Raw genomic sequence first — 17965 nt, 5'->3', positions numbered from 1 at the left:
CGGCGCTTAGCGGAGCTAAGCGCCGTGGTTGAGCACCTCACACGCCAGCATGTCCATTGGCATTGAGCCCAGGCGCAGCGCCTTGTCGTGGAAACGCTTCAGGGTCATGCCCTGCTCCAGGGCCTTGTCGCGCAGGTTCAGCCAGTCGCGGAAACCAAGGGCGTAGCACGGCGCTTGGCCTGGCCAACCCAGGTAGCGGTCCAGCTCAAACGCCACCTGTGCCTCGCCGAGCGCGCAGTTGTCGCGCAGGAATGCCTTGGCGTATTGGGCATCCCAGATGCCCGAACCGTCGGGGGTGGGTTTCTTGAGGTGCACGCCTACGTCGATAAGCACACGCGCCAAACGCAACCTGCGGGCATCCAGCAACCCCATGCGATAGCCCGCATCCTCAAAATAGCCATGCTCTGCCATGAGGTGCTCAGCGTAGAGCGCCCAACCCTCGCCGTGGCCGGAGTAGAACAGGTTGCGGCGCAGCAGGTTAATACTGCGGCGCTGCAGAAGCGCGGTGCCAATCTGCAGGTGGTGGCCCGGCAGGCCCTCGTGGAAAACAGTGGTCAGTTCCTGCCAGGTGTGGAATACCTCCTGGCCGTGCGGCACGGACCACCACATGGTGCCGGGGCGCTCCAGATCGTCTGAAGGCGGGGTGTAGAAGATGCCGCCGGAACCGGCGCGGTCAATCGCGCACTCCACCTTGTGCAGCTCAGGCGGAACGGTGAGGTCCTCGCCGTTGAGTTCAGCAAAGGCGCGCTCGTTGACTGAGTTCATCCACTCCAAAAGCGCGTCGGTACCACGCAGCTGGTAGCGCGGGTCCTCGTTGAGCTGGCGGTAGGCGGACAGCACGGTCGTGCCAGGGCCATAGAGTTCCGACGCCAAGCGCCCCTGCTCATCCACGGTCTCTGCGAGCTGCTCCTTGGCCCAGTCGTAGGCCTCGTCCCAGTCAATGTCGCGGCCCAGGAAAAGGCCCGCGAAGAGTTCGTAGCGGTCACGGCCCACAGCGTCCTCGTGGGAGGACTGCGGGGACAGCTCTGTGGACAGCCAGTCCGCAAACTCAGCGAACGCGTCCTTGGCGTCCTGCACCGGCGCGCTCTCCGGGTCCACACCGAGCTGCTCCAGCTGGGAGCCGACCTCTGCCAGCGCCTCCGCCTGGTTAATCACAGCATCAATCTGGCGATGCGACGCCACGTTGCCCGTCTGCGCCGCCTCCGCCAAGGACTCCGCATACCCGTGCAGGGCGCCGCGCACCTTGGACAGACGCGAGGCAATCGCCTCAATGTCCTCGGGGGTCTCCTGGCTCATCAGGGAGAAGGAATCGCGGATGGTCTGCAGCGGCGAGTCAATAACGTTCAGACTGCTGAGCCACTCACCGTTGTGGTGCAGCTCCAGCTCCCTAGTGATGCGGTCACGCACAACGGCGGCGGTGAGGTGGTCGACGTCATCAAAGTCGTCTTCATCGTCCGAGTCATCCGTGGAGTCATTCAGGGCGTCAATGTCCTGGACCAAGTCACGCATGCGCTCAGCCACGGAGTTCCAGAATTCCGGGCTGTAATCTTGCAGCTCACCGTCTAGGCCCTCCATGCCTAGTTGCGTGCCCAGGGTGGGCACGAGCTCCGCAATGTCGTACACGAAGTCCTCGCAAGTAGCGTCAAGCAGAGATGGCTTACGCAAGGGCTCGGATGTTGCAGTCATGGGAAGGCAGTCTATCCCAAATCGCGTGTTTTACCACGAATCCAGCCTTGCACAGCTTACTACGCGCCGAATGGACAAAGCGGTCTAGAATGGTGTACTCATTATGCATGGCTTTCCTCCGCCCTCAGACCCCAGCCGCGAAGTGCTTGCACCTCGTGCGGCTCGGTCAGCTGACCACCAGGGCCGAACTTATAGAGGCCACCGGACTATCCCAGCCCACAATCACCCGCGCAATCGCCGCACTTTCGCAGGCCGGCTACGTCACCGAACGCTTCGACCTAGCCAAGACGCGCGGCCGCGGCCGCCCCACCGTCCCGCTTGAATTGGCAGAGCCGGAAGCGGTCCACGCCGGCATCTCCATCGGCACCGACTCTACCTACATCGCCCTGTTTGACCTGAAAGGTCGCACGCTGCGTTGCGTTGATGCGGAGCTGCCCGTGGCAAAGCTGGACCAAGATGACTTCATCCAGCACATCATGGCCGAGCTGAACAAACTCACCGCCACCATCGACCGCCCCCTGGCCACCGTTGGCGTTACGGCTTCGGGCACCGTGACTACAGACGGCCGGGTGACCGCCCCCAACCTCAACTGGAAAAATGTTGCGCTGGGCGATCAGCTCCGCGAACAATTCTCCGTGCCCGTCCAGGTCAGCTCGGTGTCTGCGGCCATTGTCGGCTCTGAGATGCAGTCCAGCCGCGACCTGGCCACTCCCTCAGTGATGGCGCTGTTCGCGGATGACTCTCTAGCGTGCGCCATTACTACCAACGACGGCGTGCACAACATCACCGTCGAACGCGAAGACCTGACCACCTTTGGTCTGCTCAACGCCATTAACAAGCCGGAGATACAGACGCTGCGCCAGGCGGTGACGGACTCGAAGTACCAAACCGTGACTCGCCCGGCGCTGGACAAGCGCGCCCGCAACCTAGGCCAGCTGGTTGGTGAGCTGTGCACGGAACACAACCCCTCCACGGTGGTCATCGCGGGCAGTGCGTTTATTGATGACCCATTGTCCCCCGCCCCCTTCGCCCAAGCGGTACGCGCAACCGGCGACCACGCAAAGATTGACCTGCGCATGCTGCCCGGCCACCGCGAGATGGTCCGCGACATCGCCCGCGCCGTGGCCCTCGACCTGGTGCTGACCGATCCGCTTAATCGATCCGCTTGAGCCCGGTGCGGTAGCGCTCGGCCAGCTCAACGTAGCCTTCCGCGTGCTTGATGCGTGCTTGACGAGTTTCCGGATCCAACTCACGCTTCACCTTCGCCGGCACGCCCGCCGCGATGGAAAACGCAGGGATCTCCTGCCCCTCCAACACCACAGCGCCGCCGCCGATGATGGTGCCCTCCCCCACTACTGAGCGGCTGAGCACGGTGGCGGACATGCCGATCAGGCAGGCGTCTTCAATCGTGCAGGAGTGCAGCATTGCCATATGCCCGACGGTGACGTACTCCCCCAAGACCGTCTCGCCACCGGTATCTACGTGGATCACGGAGTTGTCCTGGATGTTGGAGTGGGCGCCGATGGTGATAACGCCGACGTCGGCACGCAGCACAGCCCCCGGCCAAACATTGACATGGGGGCCAAGGGTGACCTGCCCGATCACCGTGGCCTCTGGGGACACCCAGGCGGTGTCATGGATTTGGGGCGTGTGGCCTTCGAAACTGTAGATCATGCCACCAGAATAAGACAGAGCTGTTCATCTCGATTTGGGACACGCCACGGCTAATGGTGTAGGTTAACTGCGTATTCTCGGTTTCTGATGAACCGATCTGTCTATTGGAGTTACAATGCATCTACCAAAATGGGCCACTAGCTTCGGCGCCCAAGTCATCGCAGGCCTCATCATCGGCCTGATCCTCGGATTCATCGCCGCCGGCATGGGCGACGACAACGCGCTCGCCGCAGCCTTGAGCTGGGTCGGCAAAACCTACGTGCAGCTACTGAAACTGCTCATCCCCGCCCTCGTCTTCACCGCGGTGGTCACCTCCATTGCCAACCTGCGCCAAGTCACCAACGCCGCACGCCTAGCAGTGCAAACGCTGGTCTGGTTCGCCATCACCGCGTTCTTCTCCGTGATCATCGGCATCATCGTTGGCCTAGTGGTCAAACCCGGAGTGAACTCCACCGTGGACGCCGCCAACGCCGCCGACCCCTCCTCCACCGGCTCTTGGATGGGCTTCATCAACTCGGTAGTGCCGTCAAACATTTTGGGCTTGAGCGCCAAGCTTAACGACGCCAACGCCATCTCCATCAACTTCAACGTCCTCCAAATCCTGGTGATCTCCCTGCTCATCGGCATCGCAGCCGTACGCGTGGGCAAGGCCGCGGAGCCGTTCATCAACGTTTCCGAATCCCTGCTGAAGGTCATCCAGGAAGTGCTGTGGTGGGTCATCCGCCTCGCCCCAATCGGCACCGCCGCACTCATTGGTAACGCCGTTGCTTCCTACGGGTGGGACGCCTTGGGTTCTTTGGGCAAGTTCGTCTTTGCCATCTACCTCGGCCTCGCACTTGTCATCTTCGTGCTGTACCCCGCGGTTCTGGCCGTGGTTGGTCTACCGGTGCTCGGATTTTTCAAGCGGGTCTGGCCGGTGACCACGCTCGGCTTTGTCACCCGCTCCTCCATGGGCGTTATGCCGGTGACCCAACGCACCACCGAGGAATCCATGGGCGTGCCGCGTGAATACGCGTCCTTTGCCATCCCGCTTGGCGCCACCACCAAAATGGACGGCTGCGCCTCCATCTACCCGGCAATCGCCGCGATCTTTGTCGCCCAGTTCTACGGCGTTGAGCTTGGGTTTGGCGACTACCTGTTGATTGCCATCGTCGCCGTGCTTGGCTCCGCAGCCACCGCCGGCACCACCGGCGCAACCGTCATGCTCACCCTGACGCTATCCACCCTTGGCCTGCCACTTGCCGGCGTTGGCCTCCTCCTGGCCGTGGACCCGATCATTGACATGGGCCGCACCGCCGTCAACGTCACCGGCCAAGCACTTGTTGCCGCCGTTGTGGCCAAGCGCGAAGGCATCCTGAACCAGGAGGTTTGGGACGCCGCCGAGAACGGCGTTGAGGCTGAGCCGACTGCCGCGGCTGAGCCGGTAGCCACGGTTGAGCCGGTGAATCAAGCCTCCGAGTAGCCATGAATTCGATCTGGTCTTGAACTGGCCCACATGTAACAAATATGGAGGGGAAGATATGCAGGTTCCCTGGTCAGGGCGTTTTTTCAATAAGGCACCCGTTAATGAAAATGGTGCGCGACCTGCATATCTTCCCCTGCATATCTGTGTTTCCGGGGTGCTGCGGACCCTGCCCGGGGCCGCGGCGTGGATCGCCGGGACGCCCGCCAGGCCGGGCTGCGCCGACCGCACCGACCGCACCGGCTGCACCAGTGCAGTAATTCCCCGAGTAGTTGCACCCACCTGGGTGTTTCAAAGCAAAACTGCACCAATTTGGAAATTGGTGCAGTCGGTTTCGGGTGCCCTGGGCGTTTCAAGCCCTAGCGCATGAACTGCTGCGCAAACCCCGCGAGCACGCTGAGCAGCGAGACAATCGAGACGATGATGCCGATGATCGTCCGAGCGTCAGAGCTCGAACCACCGCCAAGCGGGCCGGTCGGCGGCTCCTTGTATTCCTGGATGCCCGTCGGCTTCTCGCCATCTCGGGCTGGGCGGTACAGGTTCAGCGCCTGTTTGCCTTCGGGAAGCGCTGCGCCACCCAGGGTATGTTCGCTTGCTTGACCTGCGGAGAAGTCATAGAACTGGCGCCCCTCGTACACGTTGACCGTGCCAAATCCGTAGTAGTGGAATTTGGGGTTAAGTAGCGTGTGAAGGTGGCCGTTCCTCGGGTTGGATTTCCCGTTGGCCCTCTTCAACGCGTCCAGCTCGCCATAGCCCCAACCCTGGGAAATGGCGTCAGCCATTTTGCCAGCCGCAAGAATTTCCGCCCAAGACTGCTTGCCGTCAATGGTGGCAGTCCAAGTATCGTTAGGCCTTACGCGGTCGTGCGAAAGCTCGCCCCAGTATCCACCGGTTGCGTACTGCTCCGCTGCGCGCTGGACGGCGATACGGGTCAAGTTCGCATCAATGTTGACGGCGTTGACGTATTGCTCTTTAGTTCTCAAACCAGCGGCAAACGCGGCCTCGCGCAGCGAAACACCGTTGAACGGCGGGTTGATGTCCCACATCTCGCCGCGCAGCTTCTTCAGCTGTGGCAGGCCGATGGTGTAGGCCTCGGTGAAATCAAAACGTGAGTTCACGGCTACAGCACCGTCAATAGTGGTACCGAGTTCCACGCCCGTGACGGGGGCGGGTTCAGCGTTAGCGGTTTGGAGAGGGGCGGCGATGAGTGCGGCGGTCAGCGTTGCCGCGAGAAGACGTTTGCGCATACTCCAACCATAGCTGATAGGCACCGTAACCTGCGTAAATAACCATGAAACACAACGGCACTAACGTGAACGCGATGTTGGGGACGCTAAAGAGCCCGTAGGCAACGTTGTCCGCAACAAAGGGCAGCATGAGCACGATCATCGGCACCGCGCCCCACCAGCGGTACACCACACACCCCAGCAGCACGATCCACACCCAGTGGTGATGCCAAGAAAACGGGCTGACCAGGCAGGACGCCATGCCGGTGAGGGCGACGGCGAGGGGGAGATCGTGGCGTCGATAAGCAAAATAAGCTCCAAACGCCGCGATCGCCGTGACCAGAACCGCCAAGAGTAACCACAGGGCGGTGGAGTCAATACCCAGCTCACGGCTGAGCACCTGGCGCAGCGCCTGGGCGCCGGGATTGTCCGCCACGCCCACGCGATCCGAGTTGAACATGGACTCAGTCCAAAAACGGGCCGCGTCCGGGACCAGCTGAAACCCAACCGCCACCGTGCACAGGAAGGTGAAACCGGCAATGGCGATCGAGCCCCACCGGCCCTGCACCGCCAGCAGCAGCAGGAAATACGCGGGCGTGAGTTTCAACCCCGCGGCCAGGCCCGTACCAATGCCGGGCAGCCGGTTGCGCGGCAGAAAATCCAGGCACACCAGCGCCATCAGGAAAATATTGATCTGGCCGAAATACAAGGTCGCGTGTACCGGCTCGGTTGCCAGGATGAAAAACACCGCAAGCAAGGGAGCATTTATGCTTCTCGACGCCCCGTAGCACACCACCCCCAGCAACACCACAGCCAGCGCATTCCACCAAAACGCAAGGGTCGGCGTGGGCAGCCCGAACCACGAAAACACCACACCCGAAAACGGCGGATACGTAAACGGCAACCCGGGCAACAAATCCCCGTCATAGAGATCCTGGTGGTTGGCCACCTTCTGCCCACCAAGCAGATACACCTGCAGGTCAGAGGGCACCTCTTTGGTGAAGACGCTTTCCAACGTGCCAGCGTTCACGCTGTAGCGCCAACCGCAAAACGCAATTGCGGCAAGCAGAATCACAGCGTTTATGACGGTCATGGTCGTCATAATCCCACGCCGTCAAGGATTTCATCCAACGCCTCGCCGACATCGGTGCGCCACACCGTATCCGCCTTCACATCCCCACGCCCCGGCCCGCCGTTGATCACGGTGACGGGTTTGCCCTGCTTCTTGGCGTCAATGATGAACTTGTAGCCGCTCATCACCGCAAGGCTCGTGCCGATGGCAATCACGCCCGTAGACTGCGCCAGCCATCGATCCGCCTGCGCCCGGCGCGCCTTCGGCACGTTCTCACCGAAGTACACCACGTTCGGCTTCAGGCGTTCACTTCTGCAGGTCGGACACCCAATCATGGTGAACTGCTCCACGTAGTGTGCGGGCAACTCCACGTCACCGTCTGGGTTGATGGTTAGGTTTTCGTTTTCAACCAGGGTGAGGAAGTGGGGGTTGGCGTGGGTTAAGAGGGCGTCGATAAGCAAACGCTCATGCAACGTATGACAATCCAGGCACACCACATGATCCATGTCCCCATGCAGCGCAATGACGTTTTGGCTGCCGGCCTGCGTGTGTAGGCCATCGACATTCTGCGTGACCAGCCCTGTCAGCAGCCCGGCGCGCTCCAGCTCCACCAACGCGAAATGCGTGCGGTTCGGTGCGGCGGCGCGCATCATGCGGATGCCCACAAACGCGCGCGCCCAATAACGTCTGACCTGTTGTGGCGAATGCGCGAACTCCTGAAACGTCATCGGCCGGCCCTTGGTCAGCCGCCCATTCTTGCTGCGATAATCCGGAATCCCCGACGCCGTGGACACGCCCGCACCCGTGATAACCAGGTTTTTCGGGTTCTGGAGCTGGTTGATGGTTTGCTCCAGCGCCTCCTGTGGCGGGGTCGCCGGCACCGTCTCATGCACCACCCGCTCAATGGACCGCACGGCGCTTTTGTGCGCCATGGCCACGGCCGGGTCATCAAAATCGGTGAAATCTGTACGGTGCATCGTTGTTCAGATTAGTGTGTTGGGCATGGGGGATTGGAAAAAGGAACTTCGGGGACAACTCATAGACATCCGCGTACACCGAACGCTGCCGCGGGAGACACACGAGGCGCTGCAGCGCGGGCGCCTGCAAACGCTATCCACTTCGCACGCCATCGACGCGGTTGCCTACCTGTCGCTGCCCGTCAACCAGCAACACTGGCTGCGCGCCTACTGCGTGGGACTGTCCATGCGCAACGCCGTCATAACCGGTCGCGCCTCCGCCTACCTCAACGACATGTGGGTGGCCAACACACCACTGCACGAAGTGCAGGTAGTGCTCAAATCCGTCCCGCCGCGTCCCAGCTGGCCCGCCGGTGTGCGCTACATCCAAACCACCACCCGCGACATCGTGCGTGGCGACCACATGTCCACCACCAGCCCCTTCCAAACCTTTTTGCACATCGCGCGTTTCGACGGCTTCCCCCACGCCCTCACCACCGCCGACTGGCTCGTGCAGTATGGCGGATTCTCCGTGGCCAGTTTGCAACGCGAAGTAGCCATGTCGCCACGCGTTCCCGGCATCGGCGTGGCAGCCTGCGCCGCCGCCCACGCCAGCACCCGATCCGAATCCGCACCCGAAGCGTTCATGCGCGGCCTGCTTATCCACGCCGGTTACACCGACCTTGAAGTCAACCCTGTAGTCACCGACAAACGCTACCGAGTCGACCTCCTCCACCGACACCGCCTTGCTGTTGAAATGGACGGCCTGGTCAAAATGGACGGCGCCACCTACGGCCCCACCGACCAGGCGTTTCGCAAGGAAAAATTCCGGCAGGACTACATCACCAACCACGGCATCGACTTCCTCCGCGTCGCCCCCTGGCTTGTAGAGCGCGAACCCGAACGCTTCCTTGCCATGTTCAACGCCGCCGTTACCCGCATCTTCGGGCCCGACGCGGTGCCGTAACTTGATTCGCGCCGGCGGTCGCGGGAGCGTTCGCGCGTTCGCTCGCGCCGGCGGTCGCGGGAGCGTTCGCGCGTTCGCTCGCGCCGGCGGTCGCGGGAGCGTTCGCGCTCGTTCTCGCCCCCGCTCGCGCCGCTTTTCAACAGATATGCAGGGGAAGATATGCAGGTTCCCCGGTCAGAGCGTTTTTTCAATAAGGGGCCCGTTAATGAAAATGGTCCGTGACCTGCAGACCTGCATATCTTCCCCTGCATATTTGTTCTCGGAGGGTCCCGTGGCGACGCGAGAGCGCCGCGCGAGAGCACCGCGCGAGAGCACCGCGCGAGAGCACCGCGCGGGAGGACCCACGCGGCACCCCTACCGGAACGGGACTTCCCCCTACCGGAACGGGACTTCGCCGATGGTGCGTCGTAACTTGCGGGTGCGCAGGCGTTCGGGGCGGCGCGCCAGTTTCTCCATGGCGCGCACGGCGCACATGACGTGGGCTTCTTTGGAGTTGGCGTAGAAGGCCTGGGCGCCGGCGGGCAGTTTCGGTACGGCATGGAGTGGCAGGTCGGAAACGGCCAGCAGCGCGCCGTAGGGGATGCGGTAGCGGTAGCCGTTGGCGGCGATGGTGCAGGATTCCATGTCTACGGCGGCGGCGGTGGAGCCGCGGAGCCAGTTCCAAAGGTCGCGTGGCGCTTTCCATTCCCAGTTTCTGTCGCCGGTGGATAGGACGGTGCCGGTGCGCATGAGGGAGGTGTCGTCGCCGTAGACCCGGGCGACGGATTTCTCCAGCGTGCGTTGGATTTCGGGGACGGCGGGGATGGGTAGTTCTGGTCGTAGATGCCCGTCCAGCAGGTGGTCGTGGCGTTCGTAGGCGTTGCCAAGGATGAGGTCTCCGATGCGCATGCGGGCGTCCATGCCGGCGCAGTGGCCGATCATGATCCAGGCCTCTGGGCGCAGTACTGCCAAGCAGTCGGTGATTGTTTTGGCGTTGGAGGGGCCGACGCCGATGTTGATCATGGTGATGCCGTCGCCACCCTCGGTGACTAGGTCGTAGCGTGGCATTTGGAATTTGGAGCCGAGTTCGAGGTCTTCGACGGCGACGGTGTCGGAAATGGTTTCACCGGACGGCAGCACGAGCCGGGTGTAGCGGGAGTGTTCGCTGGCCAGTTCGCGCACGCCGAAGCGAACGAATTCGGTGACGTGCATGGCGTAGTTGGTGAACAGGATGTATTTCTGCAGGGTGTCCACGTCGATGCCGGTGTAGTGGCGCAGGCGGGCAATCGCCAGGTCGAAGCGCTGGGGGCCGAAGTGAAACAGGGGTTTTTCGGTTCCGTGGAAGGCGTCCCAGTGGCCGTCCACAATCGCGTCGTCAACGGCGTCGAGCGCGGGTCGCGGAACAAATTCGCGTGCTTCCGCCGGGAGTTCCCCGTAGCTTTCCAGGCCGGGGATGTATTCGGGCGGGATGCAGACGTCGGAGTAGGTGACGGTGACGTCGCAGTCGTAGTTGGACGTTAAGGCGTCAAGTTGGGCGCGCAGGTAGTCGGCCATGAGGTCGGGGCGCGACAGCACGGCCGAGTAGGTGCCGGCTTCGTCGACGTAGCCGAAGGGTTCGAGGCGGTCGATCGGTTGCCAATGTTTGACGGTTACGGACAGTTTTGGGTAGCGCACGTCGGCGTATCGGTGCCATTCGCCGGTCTTGAGGGTGTCGTGGGCGAGGGTGACGGAGGCGTCGTAAAGCGAGCTAAGCTCCTGAACTGTGTCCATGAAACCTACCGTAGTTACTGCGGGCCTCCCTTCGCCCGAGGATGCCGCACTTGCCCTGCTCAAAGACCTGATCCGCAACGCGTGCGTGAATGATCTCACGCCCGATTCCGGCCAGGAGGTCCGCAATGCGGACACGTTGGAGGAGTTTTTCCGCCAGGGGCTTTTGCTTGCCGACGCCCCGTTGCCCATCCACATCCGCCACTTCGAACCCCACCCGGGGCGCGTGTCCGTGGCGTTTACGATTGAGGGCTCGGATCCCTCCGCGGAGCCGCTGACCCTGCTGGGGCACACGGATGTGGTGCCGGTGGATGCGCCGAAGTGGACGCGCGATCCGTTTGGTGCCGAAGAGGTAGACGGCAAGATTTTTGGGCGCGGTGCGACGGACATGCTGTACATCACGGCATCCATGGCCGCGGCGGTTCGTGACGTGGCGATGCGCGGGGTGCCGCCACGCGGGACCCTAACGTTTGTGGGGTTGGCGGACGAGGAGGCCCGCGGCGGCCTGGGCGCCGGATGGATTGCGGAGCATGAGCCGGAGGCGTTTTCCTGGCGCAACTGTTTGTCCGAGGAGGGCGGGTCCCACCTGCCTGTTGAGGATGGCAGCGACGCGTTGATCGTGGTCGTGGGCGAAAAGGGTGCTGGTCAGCGTCGGTTGACGGTGCATGGGGATGCCGGGCACGGCTCGGCGCCGCATGGGCGCGAGTCCGCGGTGGTGAAGATTGCGGAGGTTGCCCGGCGCGTGGCGGCGTTGGAGCCGTCGGTGACTCGCGACGAGCCGTGGCCCGGATACGTCCGCGCATTCAAGTTTGATCCGGAGACGGAAGCTGCGCTGCTGCACGGCGAGGGCTACGAGGCGCTCGGCGGGCTGGCCCGCTACTCGCACGCCATGAGCCACTTAACGTTGGCGCAGACGGTGCTTCGCGCAGGTCAGGCGATTAACGTACTGCCGTCGGTGGCGTGGTTGGAAATGGATATCCGCCCGCTTCCGGGCCAGACGCAGGAGGATATTGACGCGCTGTTGGTCGAGGCGCTGGGTGATATGGCCGATGAAGTGGAGATCACCCACCTGATTACTGAAGACGCCACCGTCTCCCCCACCGACGGCCCCCTCTACCAGGCGATTCTGGATACGTTTGCGGAGTTCTTCCCCGGCGTACCGGTGGTGCCCACGTTGGCGGCGGGTGGTTCGGACCTGCGCTTTGGCCGCAGCAAAGGCGGTGTGGGGTACGGCTTTGCCATGCACCAGCGCCACCAGACGTTGGGCAGTGTGCTGGATACGCTGCACAGTCACGACGAATACGTGGAGGTCGAAGACGTCCGCCTCACCGCCCGCGCCTACCGCTCTTTGGTGGAGCGGTTCTGCTTTTAGCGCGGTCGCGCGCGTTTGCGCGCGTTTGCGCGCTGTCACAGGTGACACTTGCGTCACTTCCGTGACATACTGTCGTGCATGCGAAATCCTTTCTCTGCACGCACCCTTGCCCTCAGCGCCGCCGTGGCCAGCACGATTGCGCTGGCACCGGCCGCCCAGGCCGACATGATTGACGACGCTTTGGCGAAACTCCCCTCCGGCCCCATCTCCTGCGACCAAGCGAAGCGCTACTGGACCAACGAGGCGGACTACAACTCCAAGGTCCGCCAGGCGCAGACCGTCGCCCGCTTTGACAGCCGCGGTCCGCAGATCCTCAATGCGCTCGCGCGTGTCGACGAAGCCGCCAACCGCTGCGGCCTCAAAGGCAGCGGCAACAACGCTGGTGGCTCCGGCAACGCAGGCGGCGGCACCGCGCAGAACAACCAGCGCGCACCCCAGAACAACCAGGGCCAGCCGCAGCAGCAGGCACCGCGCCAAGGCCAGCAGGGCCAGCCGCAGCAGCAGGCCCCCGCACCGGCAGCCCCCGCACCTGCGGCACCGGCGGCGCAGAACACCATCGTGCTCGCCCCTGCTGGCGCGCCGTCCTTCGAGGTCCCGGTCAATGGCGTTGGCACTGTGGTGTTGCCGGATGTCTTGGCGATGCTTCGCCAAGCCCTAGCCGCCATCCTCGACTTCTTCAACGTCAAGGTGCCTGGCATCAACTAACCGCATCAACTAACCGGCTCAACTAACCGCTCAACTAACCCGGACCCCGCGGAAATCTCCCCGGCGGCCCGATGGCACGGCCTCGGGCGCGGCCCGCGGCACCTCGGGAAACACAGATATGCAGGGGAAGATATGCAGGTCTGCAGGTCACGGGCCATTTTCATTAACGGACCTCTTATTGAAAAAACGCTCTGACCATTACTCCTGCATATCTTCCCCTGCATATTTGTTCCGAGAGGGCGTCACGGCCGGGCGGTACGGCTGGGCGGTTCGCCCGTCCCTGGTTAGCGCGCTGGTTAGGTCCACTCGTAGAGGGTGTTGCCGCCTGCGTGGATGCGCACACCCGGGGTGGGGGTCAGCCACGCATCCAGCTGCAGCTGCTGCGAGCCAGCGTCAGCGCCGAAACCAGCGCCATCAACAACACCAGCGCCATCAACAACACCAGCGCCGGCGCCGGTGCGGCAGACGAAGCTGATCGTTTCGTTGGTTTTGTCGAGGACTTCTAAGGTGGCGTGGGTGAGGGGTGCGTTTTGGCGTCGGAAAGCAATGAGCTCCTGCCACTGCCTGTAGATCCACCAACCCATCGGGGAGAGCTCACCTGGGTTGTCGGGAAGCGGCGGGCGGACGCTGTCGTCGGCGGCGAAACCCTCCGTGCGCAGGCCCTCGAAGCCCTGCTCATCGCCGTAATAGATGCTGGGCATGCCGGGCACCATCATGAGAATCGCCATGGCCAGCGGCAGCTTGTCCTGCCCCACCTTGGACGCGATCCGGTCCACGTCATGGTTACCAATGAACGTGTTGGTCAGCACCTGCTGGGCGATTGCGTTATGACGCTCAAGCGCATGCGCAAGCTCCCAAAAATTCCCATCTACCAGCGAAGACCAGATGCCCTTCCACAGCTCATACTGCGTGACGGCATCCAGGGTGCCGGCTTGGGTGATTTCGGCGTAGTCGCCGTGGATGACCTCGCCAAGAAACATCGCATGCGGGAACTCCTCGCGGACCCGGGCGAGCACCTCGCACCAGAACTCGGGCGGGACGGAATACGCAACGTCCAGACGCCAACCCGCAATACCGCGGCGTAGCCAGTGGCACATGATGTCCACCACATGGTCCTTGACCCGCTGGTCAGCGTGGTGCAGCGTGGCAAGCTCCGCGTGGCCCTCCCAATCCGTATCGCCGGCCAGGCCCTCCGCCACCCACGGGTGTGTGCGAGCGACGTGGTTGAACACGCCATCCAGCATCACGCGGATGCCGCGCTCGTTGCAGGCGGCCATAAGGTGGTCGAAGTCCTCGTTGGTGCCCAGGCGGGAATCGATTGTGTAGTAATCCAACGTGTCATAACCGTGGCCCACGGACTGAAAAATCGGGCCGAGGAGCAGGCCGTTGCAGCCCAGCTCAATCAGGTAATCCAGCCACGCCTCCAACTTGGGCAGGCGGTGGGCGGCATCCTGCGGGTTGTCCCCGCGGTCACGAATCGGCGCCCCCGTTGCCCCAAGAGGATAGACGTGCCACCAAATTGTGTTGTCAATCATGCTGGCCAGTCTAGGGGCCAAACATAGCCAGCGGGATCACCGCAACCCCATCCGCGCGCCGATACGCCCGCGTCCCGGTAGTCAACACCACGGTGTCCACCACATCCTCTGGAAGTTGCTCGCGGAACCACAGCAGGTGCCGCACATCCTCATCATCCACGTCCACGCTGAGCTTGACCTCAATGGCAATGATGTCCCCATCCGCGTTTTGGACAATCAGATCAATTTCCCGATCCCCCTTAGACGTGCGGAAATGTGACACGCTGCCAAAAACTGCCTGGGCAGCAACACGAGCCGACAATGTAGCAAGCGACTCAAACAGCGGCCCCAACATGTAGTTAAAGCGGGTGCTTAATTTCTTCGCCGGAATCTTCAACAACCGCAGCACAAAAGCAGGGTCCGCCAGCTGGTGCTTCGGCGCACGTGCCAAACCGGCAAACGGTGAACGACGGAAATCCCATGCAGGCACCGGATCCAGCATCCAAATCTCTGCAAGTTTTTCGCGGTACTTCATGGTGGTGGTCTTTGCTGGCTTGTCAGCGTCTCCAGGCGTCGCCGCATCCAAAATTTCCTGGTAGCTCGTCGTAGTGGAGCTTGCCGCCGCGTACGCCGCCAGCCAATTCATTAACGACGCCGCATTGCGCACCGTATATCCCTGATCCGGCAAGTCCCTATCCACAATCCGCGCAAGATAGGAATCCAGCTGCTGTTCTCTCACCAGCTGGGGTGCCTGCATGAAGCCAGGGAAGCCACCGCTGGCAATGGCTTCGATGTAATCAGTCAGAGTTTTCTCCGTAGAACCGCTGACATCAGCTGTGCCTTGAAAGAGGTCCCGCAGACTAATATTTGCCTGCCAGCCCGGGCGCTCAAACAAAGCCAGTGGACGCATACGCAACGAAATAATTCGAGCGGCGCCACTATGCGTATCGGTGCCTGCCACCGGCGTGGCCGAGCCTGTCAGCGGAAAACTGCTGGCCTCGGCGCCGTCATCCACCGCTCTACGCACACGGTTCCAAGACTGTGGTTCCACCTGCCATTCATCAATAAGCAACGGTTTTGGAAACGAGCTAAACGAAGGGTCCGACGCCAACGCAGCGGCATCCGCGCTTTCATCCAACCTCAGCACCGTCTTCGCCCGGCGCGCGGCTGTCTCTGTTTTGCCGACGCCTTTTGGCCCCTCGATAGCAATCGCGGAAACATACGGTAAGAGCTGGTCAAGCTGCATGTCCACAACTCTTGGCAAGTAACCCATAGCGCGAACGCTACCAATTTTCCGGGTTGAAGACTACTTATTTTCTGGGTTGAACGCTACTTATTTTCCGTACGCGGCCCGTTCGCGGCCTACAAACGGCCTACAAGCGGTCAAGGACCATGTTCAGTGTTTCGTTGGCGGCGGCGGTGTTTTCATCAGTAACTACGGTGAGGTTGACGTTGACCTGCGCACCGTTTTTCACTGCAACCGTGTTGTAGGCGTCAAGAGGTTCAAGTCCCGAGCCGTCCTCTTCAATCCGCTGGATAATCGCGTACCCATTCTCCACGTTGCCCTCAAACGGAAGCTCCTCGATGCTCACGTGCATCGTGCCAAGCCCCGGTGCGGTGTAAGAGTACTTCTGGCACTTGGAGAAGTCTGACGGGTCCCACGTAGCGTCGATACCGTCTTTGAGCGCGTCCCTACTGAACGCGACGAGGGAGAACCCGTCCGTCTGTAGGTCACCAATAGTAAGGGTTTCTAGGTTCAGCTTTTCGGGGTCGTAGTCCTCCGCGTTGTGCTCAAACGCATCGGCGCACTCGGGTGGGTCAAACTGCGCGTCATAATCAACTTCAGTTTCCCGCGCTTGCCGTATGTAGTCCTCGATCCCCTCCTGCGAAATTCTGAGGACCTGCTGGCCTTTGTAGGTAACGCCGTCCAGAAGCTGCGAGAATTCCACATCCGGGGCGGCAGATGTTTCGGTTGTTGCGGCGTCCGCTGCACTAGTTTCAGCAGACACCGCCGACGCTTCCGGGTCGGCTGGCGCTGCAGCTTCTTGGCCATCAGTGCTGCAGCTCGCCGCGAACAACAGCGAGGCTGTAAAGAGGGTGCTTCCAATCTTCTTGAACGTGCGGGAAGTCAACATGTTGCTCCTTTGGGTTCTGGAGGTTACAAGCGGTCTACAAGCGGTCGAGGATCATGTTTAGGGTTTCAAACCCTGCGTCGATGGATTCCGGGTCAACTGCCGTGTGAGACAGCGTGACGTAAGCGTCGTCTTTCCAAGCGGCTGTATAGAACATTTCATATTCCATGTCGTCGCTCTGGCTGGTCTGGATATGGGCGTAGCCTCTGTCCGTATTGCCCTTAAACGGAAGCGCCTCAATGTGGCTCTGTATGGTGCCGTACTCCGTTGTAATGGAGTAGTCCTGGCATGTTTTGGCCAATTTCGGATCATCCTGGGGCAGCTTCTTCGCCTCCGGGTTGAGGTAGGCGTCCTTGTTGTACACCCTGACGGAAAACCCATCGGTCTCAGCAGTAGCAACTGTGAACGTTTCTGGGGATAGCTTTTCAAAATTATATTTCAGGCCATCGCCCCCATACAGCGGTCCGCATTCGGGTGGGTCAAGCTGTATTTCGAACCCGCCCGGTCCCCATTCACCGAAAGTTTGTATCGTCTCTTCCAGCTCCTCCGGCGAAGCCACAACAACTGGCTGCCCTTTGTACGTGATGCCCTCAAGAAGCTGCGGGTAAGGCACAGCCGAGGCGGCATGTGCGGCAGCTTCTTGGCCACCCGTTTCCCCACCAGTGCTGCATCCGGCCGCAAGCAGCAGCGAGGATATTACGAGGACACTTCCAAACTTTTTGCACTGGCGGATGGTGGACATGTTGCTCCTTTGGGTTCTGGAGGTTACAAGCGGTCTACAGGCGGTCGAGGACCATGTTCAGGGTTTCAAACCCAGCGTCGATAGATTCCTGGTCAACCGCCGAGTGGTAGAGCGTGACAAAAGCGTCGTTTTTCCAAGCGGCTGTGTAGAAGCCTTCATACTCCATGCCATCGCTTTCGGTCACCTGCTTGTGGGCATAACCTCTGTCCGTATTGCCCTTAAACGGAATCGGCTCAACGTGGATATGTATGGTGCCCTGATCCGATGTGACGGAGAAGTCCTGGCATGCTTCCGCTAACTCAGGGTCATCTTGGGGTGTCTTTTTCGCCTCGGGGTTGACGTATACGTTCTCGCTGTAAACCCTGACGGAAAAGGTGTCGAGCTTGACTGCACCGAACGCGGTCTTATCTAGAGACAGGTTTTCAAGATCAAGCTCGTGGCCCTGGTCGCTATACAGCTCGGCACATTCGGGTGGGTCAAGCTGCTCCTCATACCCTTCCGCTTCCGAGGCGAGGAAGGCTTCTAGCATCTCTTCCATGTCTTCCTGTGGAGCTGGAATAACCGGCTCGCCTTTATACGTGACGCCGTTAAAAAGCTGCGAGTACGGCACAGCGCCTTCCCCACCAACGCTGCATCCGGCAGCAAGCAGCAACGCGGAAGCAACGACGGTCGCCCCAAGCCTTGTGCGCGTTTGGGAAGGAAGCATGCGCC

Annotated in this window: 16 protein-coding genes; 5 read left to right on the top strand and 11 right to left on the bottom strand. The window is 61.5% G+C overall.

Annotation, left to right across the window (positions count from 1 at the left end; translation table 11 throughout):
- Positions 1 to 15: 15 nt before the first annotated feature.
- Entirely contained in the window at positions 16 to 1686 is a 1671-nt protein-coding gene (locus I6I71_RS03325; RefSeq protein ID WP_052205634.1) for a DUF885 domain-containing protein, read from the bottom strand.
- 107 nt (positions 1687 to 1793) lie between these two features.
- On the opposite strand from I6I71_RS03325, the gene I6I71_RS03320 reads away from it, so the two are divergent.
- On the top strand, positions 1794 to 2855 hold the full coding sequence (locus tag I6I71_RS03320) for an ROK family transcriptional regulator (RefSeq protein WP_201822216.1): 1062 nt from the start codon (positions 1794 to 1796) through the stop codon (positions 2853 to 2855).
- On the opposite strand, the gene I6I71_RS03315 is transcribed toward I6I71_RS03320, so the two are convergent.
- Entirely contained in the window at positions 2839 to 3360 is a 522-nt protein-coding gene (locus I6I71_RS03315; RefSeq protein ID WP_201822214.1) for a gamma carbonic anhydrase family protein, read from the bottom strand. The genes I6I71_RS03320 and I6I71_RS03315 overlap by 17 nt on opposite strands.
- Before the next feature lie 115 nt (positions 3361 to 3475).
- Between I6I71_RS03315 and I6I71_RS03310 the strand changes: the two genes are divergently transcribed.
- Positions 3476 to 4822: a dicarboxylate/amino acid:cation symporter gene (locus I6I71_RS03310; protein ID WP_201822212.1), complete on the top strand. Its 1347-nt coding sequence runs from the start codon at positions 3476 to 3478 to the stop codon at positions 4820 to 4822.
- A 359-nt stretch (positions 4823 to 5181) separates the two neighbouring features.
- Here the strand turns inward: I6I71_RS03310 and I6I71_RS03305 are convergent, their stop codons facing one another.
- The 3 genes from I6I71_RS03305 to I6I71_RS03295 are packed head-to-tail and all read right to left on the bottom strand — an operon-like array spanning position 5182 to position 8097.
- Positions 5182 to 6069 (bottom strand): CAP domain-containing protein, encoded by an 888-nt coding sequence (locus tag I6I71_RS03305; protein WP_201822210.1) that lies wholly within the window; start codon positions 6067 to 6069, stop codon positions 5182 to 5184.
- Complete coding sequence (locus I6I71_RS03300; protein ID WP_198147761.1) at positions 6002 to 7141, bottom strand: glycosyltransferase 87 family protein; 1140 nt, start codon at positions 7139 to 7141, stop codon at positions 6002 to 6004. The genes I6I71_RS03305 and I6I71_RS03300 overlap by 68 nt, the downstream gene beginning before the upstream one ends.
- Before the next feature lie 5 nt (positions 7142 to 7146).
- Entirely contained in the window at positions 7147 to 8097 is a 951-nt protein-coding gene (locus tag I6I71_RS03295; RefSeq protein ID WP_201822208.1) for a Sir2 family NAD-dependent protein deacetylase, read from the bottom strand.
- Positions 8098 to 8122: 25 nt separating this feature from the next.
- Here I6I71_RS03295 and I6I71_RS03290 point away from each other — a divergent pair, with 25 nt between their 5' ends.
- Positions 8123 to 9043: a hypothetical protein gene (locus tag I6I71_RS03290; protein ID WP_201822206.1), complete on the top strand. Its 921-nt coding sequence runs from the start codon at positions 8123 to 8125 to the stop codon at positions 9041 to 9043.
- A gap of 375 nt (positions 9044 to 9418) precedes the next feature.
- Here the strand turns inward: I6I71_RS03290 and amn are convergent, their stop codons facing one another.
- A complete protein-coding gene (amn, locus tag I6I71_RS03285) occupies positions 9419 to 10792 on the bottom strand; it encodes an AMP nucleosidase (RefSeq protein WP_201823285.1) in 1374 nt (457 codons plus the stop codon).
- On the opposite strand from amn, the gene I6I71_RS03280 reads away from it, so the two are divergent.
- On the top strand, positions 10791 to 12161 hold the full coding sequence (locus tag I6I71_RS03280) for a M20/M25/M40 family metallo-hydrolase (protein WP_201823283.1): 1371 nt from the start codon (positions 10791 to 10793) through the stop codon (positions 12159 to 12161). The genes amn and I6I71_RS03280 overlap by 2 nt on opposite strands.
- Positions 12162 to 12239: 78 nt before the next feature.
- Entirely contained in the window at positions 12240 to 12866 is a 627-nt protein-coding gene (locus I6I71_RS03275) for a hypothetical protein (RefSeq protein ID WP_201822204.1), read from the top strand.
- A gap of 296 nt (positions 12867 to 13162) precedes the next feature.
- Here the strand turns inward: I6I71_RS03275 and I6I71_RS03270 are convergent, their stop codons facing one another.
- The 5 genes from I6I71_RS03270 to I6I71_RS03250 form a co-directional block, all read right to left on the bottom strand.
- A complete protein-coding gene (locus I6I71_RS03270) occupies positions 13163 to 14401 on the bottom strand; it encodes an alpha-amylase family protein (protein ID WP_201822202.1) in 1239 nt (412 codons plus the stop codon).
- Between the two features lie 10 nt (positions 14402 to 14411).
- Entirely contained in the window at positions 14412 to 15653 is a 1242-nt protein-coding gene (locus I6I71_RS03265) for an ATP-binding protein (protein WP_201822200.1), read from the bottom strand.
- 100 nt (positions 15654 to 15753) lie between these two features.
- Entirely contained in the window at positions 15754 to 16515 is a 762-nt protein-coding gene (locus tag I6I71_RS03260) for a hypothetical protein (RefSeq protein WP_201822198.1), read from the bottom strand.
- Between the two features lie 34 nt (positions 16516 to 16549).
- A complete protein-coding gene (locus tag I6I71_RS03255; protein ID WP_201822196.1) occupies positions 16550 to 17254 on the bottom strand; it encodes a hypothetical protein in 705 nt (234 codons plus the stop codon).
- Between the two features lie 34 nt (positions 17255 to 17288).
- Positions 17289 to 17960 carry a hypothetical protein gene (locus I6I71_RS03250; protein WP_201822194.1) on the bottom strand — a complete coding sequence of 224 codons (672 nt, stop codon included), beginning with the start codon at positions 17958 to 17960 and terminating at the stop codon, positions 17289 to 17291.
- Positions 17961 to 17965 lie beyond the last annotated feature (5 nt).

This window comes from Corynebacterium riegelii (assembly GCF_016728505.1).
GTDB classification, from domain to species: domain Bacteria; phylum Actinomycetota; class Actinomycetes; order Mycobacteriales; family Mycobacteriaceae; genus Corynebacterium; species Corynebacterium riegelii.
Note: the sequence above shows the minus strand (reverse complement) of the source record. Positions and strands in the feature narration are given on the sequence as shown.

What these genes read in the sequence shown, in the direction of transcription:
- I6I71_RS03325 (WP_052205634.1), bottom strand. Translation starts at nt 1,686, where the DNA reads ATGACTGCAACATCCGAGCCCTTGCGTAAGCCATCTCTGCTTGACGCT.
- I6I71_RS03320 (WP_201822216.1), top strand. Translation starts at nt 1,794, where the DNA reads ATGGCTTTCCTCCGCCCTCAGACCCCAGCCGCGAAGTGCTTGCACCTC.
- I6I71_RS03315 (WP_201822214.1), bottom strand. Translation starts at nt 3,360, where the DNA reads ATGATCTACAGTTTCGAAGGCCACACGCCCCAAATCCATGACACCGCC.
- I6I71_RS03310 (WP_201822212.1), top strand. Translation starts at nt 3,476, where the DNA reads ATGCATCTACCAAAATGGGCCACTAGCTTCGGCGCCCAAGTCATCGCA.
- I6I71_RS03305 (WP_201822210.1), bottom strand. Translation starts at nt 6,069, where the DNA reads ATGCGCAAACGTCTTCTCGCGGCAACGCTGACCGCCGCACTCATCGCC.
- I6I71_RS03300 (WP_198147761.1), bottom strand. Translation starts at nt 7,141, where the DNA reads ATGACCGTCATAAACGCTGTGATTCTGCTTGCCGCAATTGCGTTTTGC.
- I6I71_RS03295 (WP_201822208.1), bottom strand. Translation starts at nt 8,097, where the DNA reads ATGCACCGTACAGATTTCACCGATTTTGATGACCCGGCCGTGGCCATG.
- I6I71_RS03290 (WP_201822206.1), top strand. Translation starts at nt 8,123, where the DNA reads ATGGGGGATTGGAAAAAGGAACTTCGGGGACAACTCATAGACATCCGC.
- I6I71_RS03280 (WP_201823283.1), top strand. Translation starts at nt 10,791, where the DNA reads ATGAAACCTACCGTAGTTACTGCGGGCCTCCCTTCGCCCGAGGATGCC.
- amn (WP_201823285.1), bottom strand. Translation starts at nt 10,792, where the DNA reads ATGGACACAGTTCAGGAGCTTAGCTCGCTTTACGACGCCTCCGTCACC.
- I6I71_RS03275 (WP_201822204.1), top strand. Translation starts at nt 12,240, where the DNA reads ATGCGAAATCCTTTCTCTGCACGCACCCTTGCCCTCAGCGCCGCCGTG.
- I6I71_RS03270 (WP_201822202.1), bottom strand. Translation starts at nt 14,401, where the DNA reads ATGATTGACAACACAATTTGGTGGCACGTCTATCCTCTTGGGGCAACG.
- I6I71_RS03265 (WP_201822200.1), bottom strand. Translation starts at nt 15,653, where the DNA reads ATGGGTTACTTGCCAAGAGTTGTGGACATGCAGCTTGACCAGCTCTTA.
- I6I71_RS03260 (WP_201822198.1), bottom strand. Translation starts at nt 16,515, where the DNA reads ATGTTGACTTCCCGCACGTTCAAGAAGATTGGAAGCACCCTCTTTACA.
- I6I71_RS03255 (WP_201822196.1), bottom strand. Translation starts at nt 17,254, where the DNA reads ATGTCCACCATCCGCCAGTGCAAAAAGTTTGGAAGTGTCCTCGTAATA.
- I6I71_RS03250 (WP_201822194.1), bottom strand. Translation starts at nt 17,960, where the DNA reads ATGCTTCCTTCCCAAACGCGCACAAGGCTTGGGGCGACCGTCGTTGCT.